The sequence below is a fragment of the Candidatus Binatia bacterium genome (assembly GCA_036493895.1).
Taxonomy (GTDB): domain Bacteria; phylum Desulfobacterota; class Binatia; order UBA1149; family CAITLU01; genus DATNBU01.
The window spans coordinates 103,235-124,607 of record DASXOZ010000041.1 but is presented as its reverse complement, the minus strand read 5'-3'; the positions used below and the strand labels follow the sequence as shown (position 1 = coordinate 124,607).

Below are 21,373 nucleotides of genomic sequence, written 5' to 3'. Positions count from 1 at the left end.
CTAGGTATCCTATGTACCGGGGCCGGCCGCCCGGGCCGCTCCAGGAAATAAGCCGAAGAATGAAACGCGGTTTCCTTGTCGTTTGCGCCGCAGCGCTGCTGGCGGCCTCGTGCACTTCCGGCGACAACGCCCAGACTCCGCGGGTCATCGTGCTCGGGATCGACGGGGGTACCTGGACCGTCATCGAGCCGATGATGGAAGCCGGCGAGCTTCCCAACCTGAAGAAGCTCTGCGACACCGGCATCCACGGTATTCTCGAGTCCCGCCCTCCAATCCTGTCTCCGGTCGTGTGGACGACGATCTTCACCGGATTCGGATTCAGCAAGCACGGCATCAAGGACTGGAAGACTTCGCAATCGGTCAACCGGCGCGTCAACGCGATCTGGGAGATCATGCGCGACCAGAAGCAGAAAGTGGACGTGTTCAACGTCCCCGGCACCTGGCCGGCCGACCCGATCCCGGGCGTGATGCTCTCGGGCTTTCCGTTGAGCGGCGCGACGATGGGCGGCAACACCGGCGAGTTCCTGACGCCCGAACAGCTCGACCAGGGCAAGGTCTCGGGGCCGTACCGCGACAACACCGGCGTGATCAAGGACGCGGTGATGCAGATTCCCGTCGGCAAGTGGACGCCGTGGCTGCCGGCGCGCATCGCTACGCGGCCGAGCTTTCGCGGCACCCTTCGCGCGATGCACTACTCGGACGACAACATCTACGTGTCGCCTGTCTACCGTACCGACGACGGCCTGGTGGCCAGCGAGCCGAAGAACGCACGCTCCGAAGTCTCGGCGAAGATCGGCGAGCCGTACATTCCCGAGGGGCCGGGCTGGAGCCGCTGGGACCAGGAGCACGTGGCCGACGTGCTCTACGACCACCTCGACCAGGTGTTCTCGATCCAGAGCAAGGGCGCCGAGCTTTACGCGGGCGATGACTGGAGGCTGTTCCTCTACGTCATGACGTTCGTCGACCGCATCTCGCATCCGTACTGGGGCTACGCGCACCCCGACAATTTCCCGAACATGGATCGCGAGAAGGCGAAGAAGTACGAGAATTTCGTCGCCAACGCGTACCGCCGCAGCGACGAGGAGCTCGGCAAGATCCTCGCGAAGGTCAAAGGCACCCCGTACGTCGTCATCGTGTCCGACCACGGTTTCCAGTCGTCGACCGATCCGGAAAAGGCCATCGGAACGCACAATCCGGACGGGATCTACATCGTCTCGGGGCCGAAGATCACGCAGAAGACCGGGCTTCCGAAGTTCATCGAAGACGTGACGCCGACGCTGCTTTACCTGCTGAACATGCCGGTTGGGCAGGACATGGACGGCAAGGTGTTCTCCGAAGTCGTCGAGATGGTCGGCCGCCCGCCGTCTTCGATCCCTACTTGGGAGAAGAACCCGCGCGCCTCCACCGACAAACCGGTCGACAAATCGACGTGGGAGTCTCTGCGCGGCCTCGGTTATGTCGACGGCGCGGCGCCTCGCGCGCAGGACAAGACGCAGGGGCCGGGGGCAGCCGGAGCCGGAGCAGCGACCCGGCCCGGGCAGTCGCGGGCTCCAGGCAGTGCGCCGGGAGCGATGCCGCCAGGAATGGCAGGCACCCCGGGGATCCCCGGCACGCCGCCGTCACCGCCGTCGCGAAATGGCGGAGTGCCGGCTGCGCCTACGGGCCAGGTTGTGGTGCCGAACGCGCTCGACAATTGGCCCGAGGACAAAGGCCAGGCGGCGCCGGCCAAGCCTGCTCCGGCGAATCCGGGCAAGCCGGCGGATTCGGGGAACGCTGACAAGAAAGCGGGCGACGAGCCTGCGGCGCCGGACGAGAAGGGCGACTGATCGCGGGGCGTGACGGCCGACTGAGGGCGTGCGCGCAATCGCGCGCGAACGCGCGCGGACGCAATCGCGCGCGAACGCGCGCGAACGGAAGAAGGCCCTCTCGTTCCGCTGGCTCAGCGATTCGGATCGTACGCGGGCGGCGGTGGGGCCGCGCGCGGTGCATTCGGATCGTAGGCCGGGGGCACCACCTGGCGCCCGGCGTTCGGATCGTAAGCCGGCGCGACCGTACCGCGCGGCGGCGTGCCGGTGTCGTACGCAGGCTGAGCAGAAGCCCGCCGCATCTTCGCTTCGAGATCCGCCTTGTCCGCGTTGCACTCGCTCAACTGAGTGCGAACTTTGGCGAGCTCGGTGTTGGTCGCCGCGGCATCGGAGCTGCCCGCCGCTGCGGCGCTCTTCTCGATCAGCGACTTCTGCTCGGCAAGCTCCTGCCGGACTCCGGCGATCGATTCGCTGATCGCGCGCAGCTCGTCGCCGCTTTTCGGCGCCGCGTCGGCGGAGGAGGGTTGCTTCGGGGCGCCCAGGCGCGCGCGCAGCGTGTCCTCCTCGAGGGTCAGCGCGCTCATCGCCTCGCTCATCCTCGCCACTCTCGAGCCCCACAGGAAGTAGCCGGTGCCCAGGCCGATCAGCACCGTCGTGATCATCGTAAAAAGTAGACGCAGCACGGCCCGGAACCTTAAGAGCGGGGGTCGCGCCAGTCAAAATCCCCACGGTGCGCGGCCGGATATGCGTATCTGTAATGGGGTCAGGCACCACAGGAATAGGGTCAGGCACCACAGGAATGGGGTCAGGCACCATTCCTCTGGTGCCTGACCCCATTCCCAAACCCTGCGGACTCGGATCGGGCGGGGCGATCGGCTAGCATGGAGGGTTCGATGGCCCAGGACGAGCGCTTTCATCTGGTTACGGACTTCGAGCTCAGCGGAGACCAGTCCGAGGCGGTCGCTGCGCTGACCGAGGGGGTGCAGACCGGCATGCGCCACCAGGTGCTGCTCGGCGTCACCGGCTCGGGAAAGACCTTCACGGTCGCCAACGTGATCGCGAGGCTGCAGAGGCCGGCGCTGATCCTGGCGCCCAACAAAACCCTGGCGGCCCAGCTCTACAACGAGCTTCGCCTGCTCTTTCCCGAAAACGCCGTCCGCTATTTCGTGTCGTATTACGACTATTATCAGCCCGAGGCCTACGTCCCGTCCACCGACACCTACATCGAGAAGGACTCGTCGATCAACGACGAGATCGACAAGCTTCGCCACTCCGCGACCGCGGCGCTGCTCGAACGGCGCGACACGATCATCGTCGCGTCGGTCTCGTGCATCTACGGCCTCGGCTCGCCGACCGAATATTTCGACATGCTGCTCTTTCTCGAAGAGGGCATGCGCATCGACCGCGACGAGGTGCTCGATCGCCTCGTGCGCATCCAGTACAAGCGCTCGGATGTCGATTTCCACCGCGGGACCTTCCGCGTGCGCGGCGACGTCGTCGAGATCTTCCCGGTCTACGAGGACTCGCGCGCGATCCGCGTCGAGTTCTTCGACGACGAAGTGGAGGCGCTGAAGGAGATCGATCCCCTGCGCGGCACGGTGCTCGCGCGGCCTGAGCGCGTCTGCCTCTACCCGGCCAGCCACTACGTGACCGGCCCCGACCGCCTGAAGGCGGCAATCGAGTCGATCCGCCAGGAGCTCGGCACGCGCCTGGCGGAGCTTCGCCTGGCGGGCAAGATGCTCGAGGCCCAGCGTCTCGAGCAGCGCACGCTCTACGACATCGAGATGCTGTCGGAGATGGGCACCTGTCCCGGCGTCGAGAACTACTCGCGGCACCTGACCGGTCGCAAGCCCGGCGAGACGCCGCCGACGCTGCTGCATTATTTTCCCCCGGACTTCGTCGCGTTCCTCGACGAGAGCCACGTGACCGTGTCGCAGGTCGGCGCGATGTATCGCGGCGACCGCTCGCGCAAGGAGACGCTCGTCGATTTCGGATTCCGCCTGCCGTCGGCGCTCGACAACCGCCCGCTCAAGTTCGAGGAGTTCCAGAGCGTGATCGGGCCTTGCATCTACGTGTCGGCCACGCCGGGCGACTTCGAGATCGAAAGCTCGGGCGGCGTGATCGTCGAGCAGCTCGTGAGGCCGACGGGACTGGTCGATCCGATGATCGAGGTGAAACCGGCGGGCCAGCAGGTGGACGACCTTCTGGAGGAAGTGCGCCGCACCGTCGAGAGCGGTCACCGCGTGCTCGTGACGACGCTGACCAAGAAAATGGCCGAGGACCTGACGGACTACTACCGTGACCTCGGCGTCAAGGTGCGCTACCTGCACTCGGACATCGACACGCTGGAGCGCACCGAGATCCTGCGCGACCTTCGCAAGGGCACCTTCGACGTGCTCGTCGGCATCAATCTTCTGCGCGAAGGACTCGACCTTCCCGAAGTCGCGCTGGTTGCGGTGCTGGATGCGGACAAGGAGGGCTTCCTTCGCTCGTCGCGCTCGCTGATCCAGACGATGGGACGAGCCTCGCGCAACGTGGACGGTCGCGTCATTCTCTACGCAGACGTCATGACGGATTCGATGAAACGCGCGATCGACGAAACCGATCGACGCCGTGCCGTGCAGGAGGCGTACAACGAAGCGAACGGCATCATCCCGCGCAGCACGGTGCGTGCGATCGACGATCCGCTGGTGCGCATGGCCGACCTCGACTACTTCCCGATTCCCGAAGTCGCCGAAGAGTCACCGCGCTACGGCAGCGACGCCGACGCGAAGGCCGAGATCGCGCGCCTTCGCCGCCTGATGCGCGAAGCGTCCGAGCGCCTCGATTTCGAGCGCGCGGCCGAGCTGCGCGACAAGGCCCGTCGCATCGAGCAGCAGGAGCTCGGCCTTGCCGGCTGACCCCGAAGCGGGCGCGCCGGACGATACGGAGCCGGGCGCGGAGAGCGAGGCCAAAGGCGCAGTGCCCGAAGGTGCCGCGCTACCCGCCGAAGGGACTGCCGCCGCCAAAGCTTCCCCCGAGTCTGCATCCGGCGTCGCCGCCGAAGCGGCGCACGACGAGTCCGCGCCCGCCGGGAATGCCGCCGAAGCGGCGCACGACGAGTCCGCGCCGGCCGGGAATGCCGCCACGGATGCACCACCCGCCGACGAGAAAACCTCGCCGTCCGAGCGCGAAAAACTCGAACAGCGCATGGCCGAAAAGGCCGCCGCGGCACCGACCGGACCGGGTGTCTACATCTTCAAGGACCGGCGCGGCAAGGCGCTGTACGTCGGCAAGGCGAAGAACCTGCGCGATCGCGTGCGTAGCTACGTGCGCGGCGGCGACGGCCGCTACCAGGTCAGCTTCCTGATGAACCGCGCCGCCGACTTTGAAACCCTCGTGACGGTCAGCGAGACCGAGGCGCTGATCCTCGAGAACAACCTGATCAAGCAGTACAAGCCGCGCTACAACATCAAGCTGCTCGACGACAAGAGCTATCTCTCCGTGAAGGTCACGGTGAAGGACCAGTGGCCCCGCATCCTCGTCACCAGGAAGATCGTGCGCGACGGCAGCGTCTATCTCGGCCCTTTCGCTTCCGCGTCGGGAATTCGCGAAACCCTCGAGATCGCGCGCAAGATCTTTCCGCTGCGGACGTGTTCGGACGCGGTATTCCGCAACCGCTCGCGACCCTGCCTCGAATACCAGATCAAGCGCTGCCTGGCGCCGTGCGTGCTCCCGGTCGATCGCGTCGAGTACGAGCGCCAGCTCAAAGGCGCGACCCAGCTTCTCGAAGGCAAGACGGATGCGCTGGTCGCCGATCTTCGCGCGGCGATGGCAGCGGCAGCCGACGAGGAACGGTTCGAGGACGCTGCGCGGGTTCGCGACCGCATCGAAGCCGTCTCCAAGGTTGCCGAGAAACAGAAGGCGCTCGTGCATGGCGGCGGCGACCGCGACGTGTTCGGTTTCTACCGCGAGGGAGGCTTCCTCGAGGCCCAGGTGCTGCTGGTGCGCGCGGGAAAGCTCGTCGGCAACAATTCCTATCGCCTGGAGGATTTCGATTTTCCCGACGAGGAAGTGATTTCGGCGCTGACGGGCCGTTTCTACGAAGGCGACCGTTACATTCCCGAGGAAGTGCTGCTGCCGCTGGCATTCGAGGGTGCGGATGCGCTCGCGGACTACCTGACGGGACTTCGCGGCACGAAGGTCTCGGTGTTTGCGCCCCAGCGTGGCGACAAGCGCCGCCTCGTCGAGATGGCGCTCGAGAATGCGCGCCAGGCCTTCGCCGATCGCAGTGACGAAGCGCTGCGCCGCGAGAAGATGCTCGAGGAGCTGCGCACCAAGCTGAACCTTGCCTCGACGCCGAAGCGCATCGAATGTTTCGACATCTCGCACGTGCAGGGCGAGGCGGTGGTCGCATCGATGGTCGTGTTCGACGAAGGGCGGCCCGACAAGCAGAGCTACCGTCGCTACAAGCTGCGCGGGGTCCAGCGCAACGACGATTTTGCAGCGATGAAGGAAGTGCTGTCGCGGCGCCTCGCGCGCGGCAAGGATGAAGGCGGGCTTCCCGACCTCCTTCTGGTTGACGGAGGTCGCGGACAGTTGTCGATGGCGGTCGAGGCGATGCGCGAGATCGGGGTGGATGGCGTCGAACTAGCGTCGCTCGCCAAGGACAAGGTGCGCGGCGAGTTCCAGCAGGAAGAGATCGAGCATTCCGAGGAAAGGGTGTTCCGGCCGGGGCGCAGCAACCCGATCGTGCTGCGCCGCAACTCGAATGCGCTGTTTCTCCTTCAGCAGATCCGGGACGAGGCGCACCGGTTTGCGATCAGGTTCCACCGCGAGCTGCGCGCCAAGAAGCGGCTTCGCTCGGTGCTCGACGACATCGGCGGCATCGGGCCCGGCAAGAAGCGGGCGCTGCTGTCGGCATTCGGAAGCGTCAAGCGGATCCGCGCGGCGTCGGTCGAGGAGATTGCCGGAGTGCCGGGCGTCGGACCGGTGCTCGCCGAGAAGGTCGCGGCGGCGCTGCGCAGCACTGCCGAGCCGGAAGCGTAGTCACGGAAGCCGCGGCCAGGAATGGGGTCAGTCCCCATGCCATATCGGAATGGGGTCAGACCCCATTCCGTTGATGTAATTGCTTCGCCGGCGGCTCTTTCGGAGTGAGAGCGGTTCCGCTAGCGGGGAGCGATGCGGCTCGTGGTCGCGGCACTCCTGCTTCTCGGCTGCCAGGAACTGTTCTGGCGGGCTCCGGCGCGGGGCTGGCATCTCCCTGGAGCGCCGCCGCCCGTGGAAGCACTCCTCGGCGACGAATCATCGACCGGCGGTGCGATCGCGATCACCGGCCGCGTCGTCGATCTCGCGCCGACCTTCGGTGACGGCGTAAAGCTTACGCTCGCGGTCGAGACCGCCGACGACGCCGCGGCATCGGGCCTGCTCGGCGTGTCGCTGCACGAGACGTCGCGGCGCTGGCGCACCGGCGACCGCATCGCGCTGCGCTCGCGCCTTCGCCGCATTCGCGGGTTCGGCAATTTCGGCGAGCCGGACTGGGCCGCGTACAACGCCAGGCGCGGGATCTTCGCGAGCGCAGCGGCTTGGAGCGATGGCGACGTCACGGTGCTCGACCCGCGCGATGGCGTCGTCGACCGGCTGCGGCGCCTGTTCTCGGATGCCTGCGACCGCGTCGGAGGGCAGGGCGCCGAAATTCTCGAGGCCCTGGTGATCGGCGACCGCACCGGCATCGATGCGACGACGTCGATCGCGATACGCGACGCGGGGCTGGCGCATTTCCTCGCGATCTCCGGCTCCCACATGGCTCTCATCGTCGCGATCGTCGTCGCGGTCGTGCGCGGCACTGCCGGGCTCAGCCTGACGCTGCTCGAACGCTTCGACGTCATGAAGGGCGCGGCGCTGGCCGCGGCGCTGGCAATCGTCGGATACGGCGCGATCTGCGGCGGCGACGTCTCGGTCTACCGTTCCGAGCTGATGGCGCTGGCGGCGATGGCGGCACTGTGGCGCGGACGGCCGGCCAACGGGCTGAGGGCGCTGGCCGGCAGCGCGATCGTGCTGGCGCTGGCGATGCCCGGGGTCGCGGAGGAGGCGGGCTTCCAGCTTTCGTACGTCGCGGTGGTCGCGCTGGTGCTCGATGCGAGGCAGCGACGGGTCGCGAGGGATGCGCGTATCGGTGAGCTGAGGCCGGTCCGGGCCGCTTCGGCAGGCGGAGTTTCAGGCGCGCAACCCGGGGCCGCCACGCGGGCGAAAACGGTTGCGACGACGGCACGGCGACTGTGCGGCGGAGCGCTCCGATTAACCCTTGTCTGCTGGGCAGTTACGACCCCGATCGTCGCGCATCACTTTGAGCGCATTTCGCTGGTGGCGCCGGTCGCGAACCTGCTCGCGGCGCCGCTGGTTTCGGCGGTCGTCGTCAGCGGGCTCGGCGGGCTCCTCCTGCTTCCCGTGCTGCCCGGCGCCGGCGTCCTGCTGGTGCGCGCCGGGGCCTTCCTTTCGAGCCTCATCGTCGGCGTCGCGACGTTCTGCGCGTCGCTGCCTTACGCGTCGCTGACGACTCCGACGCCCGGGCCATCGCTCACGGTCGCGCTCACCGGGCTCGTGCTGCTTGGCCTGCTGCCGTCCGGCGCGTGGCGAAGGCGATCGCAGCTAATGCTGGCGGCGACGGCGCTGGCCTGCATCGCCGTCGGAGCCCGGGACCGCTGGCGCGGTGATCGGCTCGACGCGTGGTTCGCATCGGTAGGGCAGGGCGATGCGGCAGTCGTACGCATGCCGGGTGGAAAAGTCTGGGTCGTCGACGAGGGATCGCCGGGGAGAGGGCGCATGGTCGTTGCTCCGCTGCTGAGACAGCAGTGGATCGGGCGTGTCGACGTGCTGGTCGCGAGCCACGTGCAGTCCGATCACGCGGGGGCTCTCACCGAGATCCTCGATGAGTTCGACGTCGGAGAGATCTGGATTCCCGACGGTCCTTGCCAGACGCCGGCGGCCGCGGCCATCGAACGCGATGCTGCGCGTCGCCGTGTGCCGCTGCGCCGAGTATCGCGCGACGACGCGCCGCCTCACGAAGACGGGGTCGAAGTGCTATGGCCGCCTCGCGGCGCCGCGGCCTGCAACGACAACGATCATTCGCAGGTGCTCGCGTTTTCGTTCGCGGGGCGCCGCCTGCTGTTCACCGGCGACATCGAAGCTCCGGCGGAGATTGCGATTGCCGCGTCGCGCAGCATCGGCGCGGAAGTTCTCAAGGTGCCTCACCACGGAAGCCGCACATCGTCGACCGAAAGCTTCCTTTCGGCGGTGGCCCCGCAGCTTGCGGTGATTTCGCTCGGGATCGACAACCAGTTCCATTTCCCGGCGCCGGCTGTCGAAGACCGCTACGCCGCGCACGATACCGCGGTGGCCAGGACGGACCGGGACGGCGCGGTGCACGTGACCGTTGCCCGTGACGGCTCGGTATCGTTCGAGACGTTCGACCGAGGCGGTCCGGTGCCGGTGGCCGGGCCTTCCAGTGTGGGCCGCCTCGCTCCTGCCATCGCGGCCCACTGAGAGGACCGGCAGCCGCACCCGGGAAATCCCGACCTGTCGCGCGAACCGCGCAGGGCCTCAGGCCGGAAATCCGAACCTGTCGCGCGTCCCGCGCCGCGCCGCAGGGCCGGAATCTGTACCTGACCCGGAATTCCCGGTATGGCGCGAGGTGGAGGATCCTGGACCATGGCCGACGAGACAGACAAGCCTTCGGGAATCAAGAGGCGCCAGTTCCTGATCGGCGCGACCTCGGGAGCGGTCGTTACCGCGCTCGGCGCGAGCGGTCTTTCGGCACTTCGCGAGAAGCAGCGCAAGCTGGTGACGCCGAAGGAAGTCGAGGGCGGCGCGCCGGCGCAGGTCTCCGAATCGTTCGCGGACTCGCGCCCTTCGTATACGGGCGAAGTCGCTGCTCCCGCCGGTGCACCGAACGTCCTCGTGATCGTGCTCGACGACGTCGGCTATTCCGATCTCGGTGTCTACGGGAGCGAGATCCGCACGCCGCGCCTCGATGCAATTGCCGCGGCCGGGTTGCAGTACACGAACTTCCGCACCTGCGCGATGTGCTCGCCGACCCGCGCGTCCCTGCAGACCGGCCTCAACCATCATTCGGCCGGCATGGGATGGCTCGCCGATCTCGATGCAGGATACCCCGGCTACCGCGGCGACATGACACTGGAAGCGGCGACTCTGGCCGAAGTGCTGCGCGACGCCGGATGGGCGACGATGCACGTCGGCAAGTGGCACGTGAATGCCGCGCACAGCAACGGCGCCAACGGCCCCTACCACAACTGGCCGACCAGCCGCGGTTTCGAGCGCGCGTACTGGTTCCAGGGACATTCGACCGACTACTTCCACCCGGCCGAGCTGATCGACGGGGTTACGCCCGTGGAAGCGCCGGTTCGCGACGACTACTACGCAACCGACGACCTGACCGACCGCGCGATCACGTACATTCGCACCGAGAAAGCTCTCGATCCCGGGAAGCCGTTCTATTTGCAGATCTGCTATCCGACCGCGCATTCGCCGCTGCAGGTGCGCGGCCGCGATCGCGATGCATACAAGGGACGCTACGATGCCGGCTGGGACGCCGTGCGCGCCGAGAGGCTCGAGCGCCAGCACAAGCTCGGCATCGTGCCGGAGACGACGCGCCTTCCTCCGCTGTCACCGGGCGCCGACCCGTGGAGCGGCCTGGACGCGACGAGCAGGCACATTTATGCGCGATACATGGAGTGCTACGCCGGCGCGATCTCGACCGTCGACGGCTGCATCGGGCGGCTGCTCGACTCCCTCGACGAGATCGGCGAGCGCGACAACACGATGGTGATCGTGCTGTCCGACAACGGAGGCTCGGCCGAAGGCACGCCGACCGGCACGCCCAACGTCTTCGCGCCCGCGCTCGGCAGCCCCGTGCCGGTGGAGCAGGCCGACAAGCTCTACGATCACATGGGCGAAGATCCGTCGTTCCCGCATTATCCGATCGGATGGACGTGCTGCTCGAACACGCCGTTCCGCATGTACAAGCAGTACGCGCACCTCGGGGGAATCGCCGACCCGCTGCTCGTCTCGTGGCCGAAGAAGCTCACGGCGCGCGGCGAGAAGCGCGACAACTTCGTGCACGTGATCGACCTCTATCCGACGATTCTCGAGGCTACCGGCGTCAAGCGGCCCGACTCGTATCGCGGCATCAAGCTGAAGGCCATCGAGGGCGCGAGCGTCCTTTCGACGTTCGCCAACCCCAAGGCTGCGACCCGGACGGAGCAGTACTACGAGCTGGGCGGCCAGCGATCCTACACCGACGGCAACTGGCGCCTGGCCACGCGTCACGAGCGCGGCAGCTCCTTCGACGACGACAACTGGGAGCTGTACGACACGTCGAAAGACCCGAACGAGCTCGACAACCTGGCCCAGTCCAACCCGGACAAGGTGAAAGAGCTGGTCGGCAAGTGGAACGCGGCCGCACAGAAGTACGGCGTCTTCCCGCTCGACGACCGGAACCTCATCATCAAGCTCAGCCAGGACCGGCTGCGCCACGGCACTCGCCGGAATTGGGTGCTCTACCCGCCGATCGAGAGGATTTCGGCGCACGTCGCACCGAACGTAGGCGGGCTGAACCACGAGATCATCGCGGAGATCGAGAGACCGCCCGGACATGGCGACGGCGTGATCCTCGCGTGCGGATCCCAGCCGGCCGGCTACGTGCTGCACATTACCGGCGGCAAGCTCGTCTACGAGCAGAGCCTGTATCCGTGGAACGAGAGGATCGTCGCGTCGGATCCGCTTCCCGACGGAAAGCTCACGGTGCGCTACGTGCAGACGATGACGGCGCGGCCTTTCGACGGCGGCGGCGCGCTCTACGTCAACGACCGCAAGGTCGCCGAGATGACGTACAGGCGAGTCGTGCTGGTCACGAGCTACGACGGTTTCTCGCTCGGCGCCGATCTCGGCAACCGCGTCTCGACGATGTACGAAGCACCCCACGCGTTCCAGGGGAAGATCGCCAAGGTCATGATCAACATCGATACGACGCCGTTTACGACGATCGAGCAGATGCGCTTCGTCAACTCGCTCGGAATCAAGGTTTGACCTCGGCGCCCGACGGCATGGTTGCGATTGCGGCCGGCCGCTACCGGGCCGGCTCCAACGCGCACTATCCGGAGGAGAGGCCGGAGCGGGACGTCGAGGTCGCGCGCTTCGCGATCGACCGCACGCCGGTCACCAATGCGCAGTTCGCCGAGTTCGTCGCGGCGACCGGCTACGTCACGGTCGCAGAACGCGCGAGCCCGGCGGGCTCGGCAGTGTTCCGCATGACCGAGGGCCCGGTCGACCTTCACGATCCTTCGTCGTGGTGGCGCTTCTGCGACCGCGCGTGCTGGAAGCATCCCGAGGGAGAGGGGTCGCGCATCGAAGGCCGCGAAGGCCATCCCGTCGTGCACGTCGCCTTTGCCGACGCGGCCGCGTACGCCGGGTGGAAAGGCCGCCGCCTGCCCGATGAGCACGAATGGGAGGCGGCTGCCCGCGCAGCCGCGACGACGACGTACGCGTGGGGAGAGGAATTCGCACCGGGCGGCGCGCTGATGGCGAACGTCTGGACCGGCGCGTTCCCGTGGTATTTCTCGCGCGGCGAAAAGCCCGGCACGAGCGCCGTCGCGTCGTATCCGCCGAATGCGTTCGGGCTACACGACATGATCGGGAACGTCTGGGAATGGACGCGCACGCCGATGCATGCGCCCAAGCCTTGCGGCTGCCTCCCGCCTGCCGTCGATGCGGCAGCGGCCTCTTCGGGCGCAGCGCTGGTACTCAAGGGCGGCTCCTGGCTTTGCGCCGGCGAGTACTGCGCGCGTTACCGGCCGGCGGCGCGCATCGCGTTGACGGCGGAGTCGACGACGGGGCACGTTGGTTTCCGCTGCGCCGCGGATCTTTGAAACGGCTGCTGCGTAAAGCGTGCTCGACAGGTCGGCGGCGTCGGCGCCCGGGCCGCCGCAGCTTTTAGCGCATTGCAAGTAACCCGATTCTCAAGTCTGCGAAGTGGCTTTCATCGTTGAGGTTTTGCGTGCTGCCGGGTCTTGCCGGCCCTTCACACGCCTGTCATGGTCGTTCGGGCACAATCGCGGCTCGCGCGGCGGCAGGCCTGCGCCACGAAAAGACAGAAGAGAAGAGCAAGAGGAGAAAGGTCATGGAAAGGAAGGAAGCGAAAGCAGGAGTTGCCAGTGTTCGTGCGCTCGGGTTCGCGTTCGCGATCATGCTCGCGTCGCTCTGCGCCCCTGCCATTGCCAGCGCCGATCACGGGAGCTGCGGTCAGCCGCAATCGTTCGGAAAGCATCCGTCGAGCAGCGATGCGCTCGTCGTCCTCAGGGATGCCGTCGGCAGTGGCACCTGCGGGGACGAACAGGGCGACTGTGAATGCGACGTCGACGATTCGGGCAAGGTCACGCCGTCCGACTCGCTGACCGTGCTGCGCACGGCGGTCGGGTTTCCGGCCACGCTCCACTGCGGAGACCAGTGCTCCGGCACGACGACGACAGGACCCGGCGAGACCACCACGACGCTGCAGGGCGGCGCGACCACGACAACCGAAGGCGACCAGGGCGACGACGGTCAAGGAGACGACAACGGCGGAGACCAGGGGGGCGACCAGCAGGGCAACGACTGAGCCCGAAACTCGAATGGATATCCCGTCGAAGGCCCGGGCCTCTCGCGCTGATGCGCCCGAGGCCGGGGCCTTCGCGCATTGGAGCCGGCGGGGCGCGGACAGACGGCCGTCTCCGCGCACGCCCGGCCTTTTGCAGGCCGCGACGAGCGTCGATAAACAGGTCCCTTGGCCCTTTGCCGGGCCGCCCTATGGCCATCGCATCGATCAAGGGCTTCCGCGACGTCCTGCCCGCGGAAGCGGAGCGGCGCCGTGCGACCGTGAGCGCTGCCGGTCGCGTGCTGAACTCCTATGGTTACGGGGAGGTAGAGCTTCCTCTTCTCGAGAAAGTTGAGCTTTTCAAACGGTCCGTCGGCGATACGACCGACATCGTCGAGAAGGAGATGTATGCCTTCGAGGACCGCGACGGGTCGGTGATCGCGCTCAGGCCGGAGGGCACCGCATCGCTGGTGCGCGCCTACCTCGAAGCCGGGCTGGCGCGGGCCCAGCCGGTGGCCCGGCTCTGGTACCAGGGCCCGATGTTCCGCCGCGAAAGGCCGCAGAAAGGCCGCTACCGGCAGTTCTCGCAGATCGGCGCCGAGTTTCTCGGCCGCGAAGATCCGTCCGCCGATGCCGAGACCCTCTGCCTCGTAGCCGACATCTGTGTGGCCGTCGGCGTGCGCGGCATGCGCATCCAGATCAACTCCCTCGGCGATGCGACGTGCCGGCCCGCGTACCGCGATAAGCTCACGGCCTACGGCCGCTCGGTGGTCTCCCGCCTGTGCGACGACTGCCGCGCAAGGCTGGAGCGCAATCCGCTTCGCCTTCTCGACTGCAAGAACGAAGGCTGCCGCGCAGCGATGGCGCAGGCGCCGCTGATGATCGAAAACCTCTGCGACGGTTGCCGCACCCACCATGACCAGGTGCTCGCTTTGCTGGACGCCGCCGGAGTTCGTGTCGAGGCGAATCCGAGGATGGTGCGCGGGCTCGACTACTATTGTCGCACTGCCTTCGAGATCAGCGCTGAGGGGCAGGGTGCCCAGGACGCGATCGGCGGCGGAGGCCGCTACGACGGGCTGGTGGCGGCTCTCGGAGGCCCCGACATGCCCGGCGTCGGGTTCGCGTTCGGCATCGAGCGCCTGCAGCTCGCCAGCGCCGACAGCGAGGTCGCCGAGGCGTCTGCGCTGGCCCTCATTGCACCCATTGGCGAAGCCTGCGCCGCGACGGCACTCGCTCTGGCGCGCCGGCTGAGGCAAACAGGCTGTCGCATCGAGCTGGAATCCCCGCTGCGGCGACTCAAGGCCCAGATCACGCAGGCCGACAAGGCAGGGGCCCGCTTCGTCATCATCATCGGCGACGCGGAGCTCGCTGCCGGGCGGGCGGCGGTGCGAGACCTGAAGGGGCGCCGCGACCTCCCGTCCCTGTTCGCGCTGGGCGACGACGCCTCGGCGATCATTGCGGCGCTGGAGCGTGCTGCGCAGACGGTCTGAAGCGACGAAGACGACGACCCGGGATCGGACTGGATCGGCCCGGATCGGAAGCGAAGAAAGGAAAAAGCCGGTGGAGCGGACCTGTTACTGCGGATTGCCCAGGAAGAACGATGCCGGGCGCGAGCTCGTGCTGACGGGCTGGGTGGATTCGCGCCGCGACCACGGCGGCATCATCTTCGTCGATCTGCGCGACCACACCGGGATCGTCCAGCTCGTGTTCGACCCGGAAACGAGCGCCGATGCGCATCGCAACGCAGGTGAGCTGCGCAGCGAGTTCGTCATCGGCGTGCGCGGCACCCTGCGCGCACGCAGCACGGAGACCGTCAACCCGAGGATGGCCACCGGCGAAGTCGAGCTCGTCGTCGAACAGCTCGAGATCCTCAACGTCTCCAAGCCGGTCCCGTTCGCGATCGACGATTCGTCGTCGCTCACCGAGAACGTGAGGCTGCGTTACCGCTACCTCGACCTGCGGCGCCCGATGATGCAGCGCAACCTGCGCGTTCGCCACGACGTCTGCCAGATCGCGCGCCAGCACCTGAACGACCTCGGCTTCCTCGAGGTCGAAACTCCGATGCTGACGCGCTCGACACCCGAAGGCGCGCGCGACTACCTCGTGCCGAGCCGCGTCAACCCCGGCTCGTTCTTCGCGCTGCCGCAGTCGCCGCAGCTCTTCAAGCAACTGCTGATGGTCGCCGGCTACGATCGCTACTACCAGATCGCGCGCTGCTTTCGCGACGAGGACCTGCGCGCCGATCGCCAGCCCGAGTTCACGCAGATCGACCTCGAGCTCGCCTTCCCGAGCGCCGAGACGATCATGGGCGTGGTCGAGGACCTGCTGAAGAAGGTGTTCTCGCACGTGCTCGGCCGCTCCTTCGATGAGCCTTTCCCGCGCATGAGCTGGGACGAGTCGATGGCGCGCTACGGCAGCGACAGGCCCGACACCCGCTTCGCGATGGAGCTGGTCGACCTCACGGGCGTGCTCGCCGGTTCCGAGTTCAAGGTGTTCCGCGCGGCCGTCGACGGCGGCGGCATCGTCGCGGCGATCAACGTCAAGGGCGGCGCCGCGATGTCGCGCAAGGACATCGACGACCTCGGCAGCTATGCGGCCGGGTTCGGTGCCAAGGGCCTGGCGTGGATCAAGGTTGCCGACGGCCAGTGGCAGTCGCCGATCGTCAAGTTCCTCTCCGACTCCGAGCGCGCCGAGATCGCCTCGCGCTGCGGTATCGAGGACGGAGACCTCGTTCTGTTCGCTGCGGACACGGTCAAGGTCGTGCGCGCGGTGCTCGGCAACCTGCGCGTCAAGATCGCCGACGACAAGGGCCTCCGTGACCCTTCGAAGTTCAACTTCCTGTGGGTCGTCGATTTCCCGCTGGTCGAATGGGATGCCGAGGAGAAGCGCTACTTCGCGCTGCACCATCCGTTCACGGCGCCGAAAGCCGCCGACCTGCCGCGCCTGGAAAGCGAAACGGAGGCGGTGCGCGCCGATGCGTACGACATCGTACTCAACGGCACCGAGCTCGGCGGCGGCTCGATCCGTATCCACCGCGGCGACGTGCAGAGCCGGGTGTTCTCACTGCTCGGCATCGGCCCCGACGAGGCTCGCGAAAAGTTCGGCTTCCTGCTCGAGGCGCTGAGCTTCGGTGCTCCGCCGCACGGAGGCCTTGCGCTCGGTCTGGACCGCATGATTGCGATGCTCGTCGGCAGCGAATCGATCCGCGACGTCATCGCGTTCCCGAAAACCCAGCGCGCGGCGTGCCTGCTGACCGAAGCACCGTCGCCCGTCGACAACGCGCAGCTTCGCGGCCTCGGCATCAAGCTGGCAGGCCAGGCGGCGGCAAAGGCATGAGCATGCGACACGCGATCGCAATCGCCGCAGCGGCTGCGCTGATGATCACCGGCTGCACTTTCGACTGGGGCTCGGGTGGAATCTCCGACGTCAAGGTCGCCGGTCGTACCGTCGGCACGCCGACAGCGACCAATGCGGACAACGGCGAGGATGCGGCCGCGGCCGCCGAGAAGGCCAAGGAGAAGGCCAAGCAGGAAGAGAAGGCCAAGGCGTCGCTGCGGCGCATCGCGATTCTTCCGGCTGCCTACAACGATGCTTCCGGCGGGCGGCCCTGCGACCTCTGTCCTCCCGATGTGAAGATGAAGCCGACGAGCCTGCATTCGGCTCGCCTGGCGACGGGCTTCGTCTACGAAGCGATCGCGCGCCACCCGCGGCTGCTGTTCCCCACTCCCGAGACGGTCGACAGGACGACGGCGCAGACGACGAGCCACGGCATGCGCGAGACGGGCGCCAAGCTGGCGGCTGCCGGCCAGGCCGACTACCTCGTGGTCTCGGCACTGATCGAGCTGCGCGAGCGGGTAGGGTCCGACGACGCGCCGACGTCGCCGGCCGGCGTCTCGCTGTACGTCGCGCTCGTCAACGCCCACACCGGCGAGACGATCTGGTCCGATACGTTCGATCGCAACGAATCGTACGACAACTTCGTGACCCGCAGCTACGACAAGATCGCCAACGACAAGCCGGTGCGCTACAGCACGGCCGACGGCTACACCGAGCACGCCGTCGACAAGATGATCGGCAAGCTGGTCAAGAAGATCGACTGACACGACGTGGCCTCTCTCATCGACGGCAAGGCGATCGCGCTCGCGGTGCGCAACGAGGTTGCGCAGCACATCGCCGCGCGCACCGCGCGCGGACTGAGGCCGCCGGGACTGGCCGTCGTGCTCGTCGGCGAAGATCCCGCCTCCAAGGTCTACGTCGGTCGCAAGAATCGCGAGTCGCGGGAGCTCGGGATGGTCTCGGTGTCCGTCGAGCTTCCGGCAAGCGCTGCGATGGCCGAGATCCTCGCCACCGTGCGGTCGCTCAACGCCCGCGACGACATCGACGGAATCCTCGTGCAGATGCCGCTGCCGAAAGGGCTCGACTCCGACGCGGTGATCGCGGCGATCGATCCGCACAAGGACGTCGACGGCCTTCACCCGGCCAGCCAGGGTGCGCTGTTCACCGGTCGCCCGGGGCTGAGGCCCTGCACGCCGTCGGGCTGCATGCAGCTCATCGACTCGACGGGAACGCGCCTGCAGGGAAAAACCGCCGTCGTCGTTGGCCGTTCGGTGCTCGTCGGCAAGCCGGTGGCGATGATGCTGCTCGAACGGAACGCGACAGTCGTCATGTGCCACTCGCGCACTGCGGATCTTCCCGGTGAAGTCTCCCGCGGCGACGTCGTCGTCGCTGCGGTCGGAGTGCCGGGACTCGTACGCGGCGACTGGATCAAGCCGGGAGCCGTCGTCGTCGACGTCGGTATCAGCCGCATCGACGGAAAGCTCGTCGGCGATGTCGAGTTCGAGCCGGCCGAGCGCCGCGCCGGCTGGATTACGCCGGTGCCGGGCGGCGTCGGTCCGATGACCGTGGCGATGCTGCTGTCGAATACGTACCGTGCGCGCCTTGCCCGCGATCGTTCCGGCACGGTGAACGACGACCTCCTCGCGTCCGATCGCGAGAGGGGGCGGGCGTGAGCGCCGCGACCGGAGCGCGCCGCACGCCGCTTTGCGACGAGCACGTGGCTGCCGGCGCGCGCATCGTCGAATTCGCCGGCTGGGCGATGCCGGTCCAGTACGGTTCGATCCTCGCCGAGCATCGGGCAGTGCGGGAGGCTGCCGGTCTCTTCGACGTCAGTCACATGGGCGAAGTCGAGATCGTCGGGCCCCGCGCCGAAGAGCTGTGCGCGAAGCTGTTCACGAACGACGCGCGCGTGCTCGCTCCCGGCCGCGCCCAGTACAGCATGATTCCGACCGAGGACGGCGGTGTCGTCGACGACATCATCGTCTACCGGCTCGAGCACGAGCGCTTTCTCGTCTGCGTCAATGCGTCCAACGCCGCGACCGACCTCGCATGGATCCGCGAGCGCGCGATCGATGGTGCCTCGATCGTCGATCGAAGCGACGAGACGGGATTGATCGCGATCCAGGGGCCGAAGGCGGCAGCGATCGTCGTGCGCCTCGCGCCTGCGCTGGCGTCGCTTCCTCGCATGGGATGCACGGAGGCCGAGGTGGGCGGCATCACGCTCGTCGCAGCGCGCACCGGCTACACGGGCGAGGACGGCTTCGAGCTGTTCTGTCCGGCCGAGCGTGCGGTGGCCTTGTGGCGCCTTCTCGTCGAGACTGGCCGTGACGACGGCCTTGCCCTTTGCGGTCTCGGTGCCCGCGATACCTTGCGCATCGAAGCGGCCCTTCCCCTGTACGGCCACGAGCTGGGCCTGGACATCAGTCCCTACGAAGTGCGCCTGGGCTGGGCCGTCAAGGCGAACCGCCCGGGGATGGTCGGCTACGAGGCCCTGGTGCGGGCTGCCGCGGGAGGCGCAACGCGTCGGCTGATCGGGCTATTTGTCGAAGGCGGCATCGCCCGCGAAGGTGCGGCCGTGTTTACGCCGGGGGCCCCGGAGGCAGCAGGCCGCGTTACGAGCGGAACCCATTCGCCGACCCTCGGCCGGCCGGTCGCGATGGCCCTGGTCGACGGGAAAGTCGCGGCGGCCACGACGGCAGCCTCGGCAAATGGGGCAGAAGCCGTGCTCGAAGTGGACGTGCGCGGGAAACGCAGAAGGGCAGTGGTGACGCGCCTTCCCTTCTGTGTTAAGCGCCCCGCAGCTTGAGCGCGACAGCCGAAAAGGGAGGAGGCTCTTCCATGGAGGTCCCTGACGATCTTCGTTACACGTCCGAGCACGAGTGGGTGAGGGTGGAGCCGGACGGCACCGTCACGGTCGGCATCACCGATTACGCCCAGTCCCAGCTCGGCGACATCGTATTCGTCGAGCTTCCGAAGGCCGCCGACGAGCCCGAAGTGACGCGCGATGAACCGTTCGCGGTCGTCGAGTCGGTAAAAGCCGCCTCCGACATCTACGCTCCGATCAGCGGCAAGGTGATCGAAGTCAACGAAGAGCTGCCCGACTCGCCGAACACCATCAACGAAGACCCTTACGGGGACGGCTGGCTGGTGCGACTGCAGCCGAAAAACGTTGCCGAGGTCGAGGAGCTGATGGATTCGGACGCCTACGAAGAGCTGATTTCGGAGCTCGGCGAGTAACGTGCGTTTTCTCCCGCACACGCCCTCCGACGTCGCCCGCATGCTCGCCGTCGTCGGCGAGGCGAGCGTCGATGATCTTTTTCCGACCGTCCCCGCATCGCTGAGAGCCAGCGCCGCGATCAACCTCGAGCCGGGCCTCGGCGAAAGGGAGGTATTCGACAAGCTGGGCGCGCTTGCGGATGCCAACCGCATCACCGCGAGTTTCCAGGGTGCGGGCTGCTACCGCCATTTCGTTCCTGCCGCGGTCTCGGCCGTCATGGGCCGCTCGGAATTCGCGACGTCGTACACGCCGTACCAGCCCGAAGTGAGCCAGGGCACTCTGCAGGCCTCGTTCGAGTTCCAGACGTACGTTGCACGCCTGGCCGGCCTCGATGTCGCCAACGCGAGCATGTACGACGGCGCCTCCGCGTTCGCCGAGGCACTGCTGATGGCGATGCGGGTGCACAAGGGCCGCTCGCGCCTGCTCGTCTCGGCCGGAATTCATCCCGAATACGTCGAAGTCGCCCGCACCTACCTTGCCGGCCACGGCCGCGGCGAGATCGTCGAGGTGCCGCTCGGCGGCGACGGTCGCAGCGACCTTGCGGCGCTCGAAGAGCTGCTCGGCGAAGACGTCGCGGCGGTCGCGACCGGCTATCCGAATTTCTTCGGCGTGATCGACGATCTCGGCGGAACATCGCGCCTTGCCCGCCGCGTCGGCGCGCTCTCGATCAGCGTGACCACCGAAGCGCTGTCGCTTGCGCTGCTGCGCTCGCCGGGAAGCTGCGGCGCCGACATCGCCGTAGCGGAAGGGCAGAGCTTCGGACTTCCGGTCTCGTACGGCGGCCCGGGCGTCGGCCTGTTCGCGACCCGCGCCCAGCACGTGCGACAGATGCCCGGACGACTGGTCGGCCAGACCGTCGACGAAGAGGGCAAGCGAGGCTACGTGCTGACGCTGTCGACGCGCGAGCAACACATCCGCCGCGAGAAGGCGACGTCGAACATCTGCACCAACCAGGGACTGGCTGCGCTTTGCGCCACCGTGTTCCTGAGCCTGGCCGGACGCAGCGGCCTGCGCGCGCTGGCGGCGGAGAATGCGCGCGCCGCGCATCGCGCCGCCGACCGCCTGGCGCGCGAGGCAGGAATCCGCGCGTCGTTTGCCGCGCCGTTCTTCAACGAGTTCAGCGTCGACGTTCCCGAACTCGACTCGGTGTTCGAGCGTTGCGTGGGCGCCGGCGTCGTGCCGGGCGTGCGCGTCGCCTCTCTCGTGCCCGGCCACCCCGAGCATGTGAACCGCCTTCTGGTCGCCGTCACCGAATGCACGCGCGACGAAGAGATCGACGTGCTCATCGACAGCCTGGCCGCACGCAAGGCCGCATAAGGGAGGCGGGAA

Annotated in this window: 15 protein-coding genes; 14 read left to right on the top strand and 1 reads right to left on the bottom strand. The window is 67.5% G+C overall.

What is annotated here, in order from left to right; translation table 11 throughout:
• The first annotated feature begins 59 nt into the window (after window positions 1–59).
• Entirely contained in the window at window positions 60–1,826 is a 1,767-nt protein-coding gene (locus VGK20_10485) for an alkaline phosphatase family protein (protein ID HEY2774460.1), read from the top strand.
• A gap of 113 nt (window positions 1,827–1,939) precedes the next feature.
• Here VGK20_10485 and VGK20_10480 read toward each other — a convergent pair whose 3' ends face one another.
• On the bottom strand, window positions 1,940–2,488 hold the full coding sequence (locus VGK20_10480) for a hypothetical protein (protein ID HEY2774459.1): 549 nt from the start codon (window positions 2,486–2,488) through the stop codon (window positions 1,940–1,942).
• A gap of 210 nt (window positions 2,489–2,698) precedes the next feature.
• Between VGK20_10480 and uvrB the strand changes: the two genes are divergently transcribed.
• The 13 genes from uvrB to gcvPA all read left to right on the top strand — a co-directional run bounded on the left by uvrB (window position 2,699) and on the right by gcvPA (window position 21,361).
• Entirely contained in the window at window positions 2,699–4,705 is a 2,007-nt protein-coding gene (gene uvrB / locus VGK20_10475) for an excinuclease ABC subunit UvrB (GenBank protein ID HEY2774458.1), read from the top strand.
• Window positions 4,695–6,833 (top strand): excinuclease ABC subunit UvrC, encoded by a 2,139-nt coding sequence (gene uvrC / locus VGK20_10470; protein HEY2774457.1) that lies wholly within the window; start codon window positions 4,695–4,697, stop codon window positions 6,831–6,833. Before uvrB ends, uvrC begins: the two co-directional genes overlap by 11 nt.
• 231 nt (window positions 6,834–7,064) lie before the next feature.
• On the top strand, window positions 7,065–9,326 hold the full coding sequence (locus VGK20_10465) for a DNA internalization-related competence protein ComEC/Rec2 (GenBank protein ID HEY2774456.1): 2,262 nt from the start codon (window positions 7,065–7,067) through the stop codon (window positions 9,324–9,326).
• 165 nt (window positions 9,327–9,491) lie between these two features.
• Window positions 9,492–11,888: an arylsulfatase gene (locus tag VGK20_10460; protein HEY2774455.1), complete on the top strand. Its 2,397-nt coding sequence runs from the start codon at window positions 9,492–9,494 to the stop codon at window positions 11,886–11,888.
• Window positions 11,889–11,905: 17 nt separating this feature from the next.
• On the top strand, window positions 11,906–12,727 hold the full coding sequence (locus VGK20_10455; protein HEY2774454.1) for an SUMF1/EgtB/PvdO family nonheme iron enzyme: 822 nt from the start codon (window positions 11,906–11,908) through the stop codon (window positions 12,725–12,727).
• A 251-nt stretch (window positions 12,728–12,978) separates the two neighbouring features.
• A complete protein-coding gene (locus tag VGK20_10450; protein ID HEY2774453.1) occupies window positions 12,979–13,455 on the top strand; it encodes a hypothetical protein in 477 nt (158 codons plus the stop codon).
• A 188-nt stretch (window positions 13,456–13,643) separates the two neighbouring features.
• Window positions 13,644–14,921, top strand: coding sequence for a histidine--tRNA ligase (hisS, locus tag VGK20_10445; protein HEY2774452.1), 1,278 nt, complete (start codon window positions 13,644–13,646; stop codon window positions 14,919–14,921).
• 70 nt (window positions 14,922–14,991) lie between these two features.
• A complete protein-coding gene (gene aspS, locus VGK20_10440) occupies window positions 14,992–16,767 on the top strand; it encodes an aspartate--tRNA ligase (protein HEY2774451.1) in 1,776 nt (591 codons plus the stop codon).
• Window positions 16,764–17,531, top strand: coding sequence for a hypothetical protein (locus VGK20_10435; protein HEY2774450.1), 768 nt, complete (start codon window positions 16,764–16,766; stop codon window positions 17,529–17,531). Before aspS ends, VGK20_10435 begins: the two co-directional genes overlap by 4 nt.
• 6 nt (window positions 17,532–17,537) lie before the next feature.
• Window positions 17,538–18,440, top strand: coding sequence for a bifunctional methylenetetrahydrofolate dehydrogenase/methenyltetrahydrofolate cyclohydrolase FolD (gene folD / locus VGK20_10430; GenBank protein HEY2774449.1), 903 nt, complete (start codon window positions 17,538–17,540; stop codon window positions 18,438–18,440).
• On the top strand, window positions 18,437–19,573 hold the full coding sequence (gene gcvT / locus VGK20_10425; protein HEY2774448.1) for a glycine cleavage system aminomethyltransferase GcvT: 1,137 nt from the start codon (window positions 18,437–18,439) through the stop codon (window positions 19,571–19,573). Before folD ends, gcvT begins: the two co-directional genes overlap by 4 nt.
• A gap of 32 nt (window positions 19,574–19,605) precedes the next feature.
• The gene (gene gcvH, locus VGK20_10420) at window positions 19,606–20,004 is read left to right on the top strand and encodes a glycine cleavage system protein GcvH (protein ID HEY2774447.1); all 399 of its coding nucleotides are present in this window, start codon (window positions 19,606–19,608) and stop codon (window positions 20,002–20,004) included.
• Between the two features lies 1 nt (window position 20,005).
• Window positions 20,006–21,361, top strand: a complete 1,356-nt coding sequence (gcvPA, locus tag VGK20_10415; protein ID HEY2774446.1) for an aminomethyl-transferring glycine dehydrogenase subunit GcvPA — start codon at window positions 20,006–20,008, stop codon at window positions 21,359–21,361.
• Window positions 21,362–21,373 lie beyond the last annotated feature (12 nt).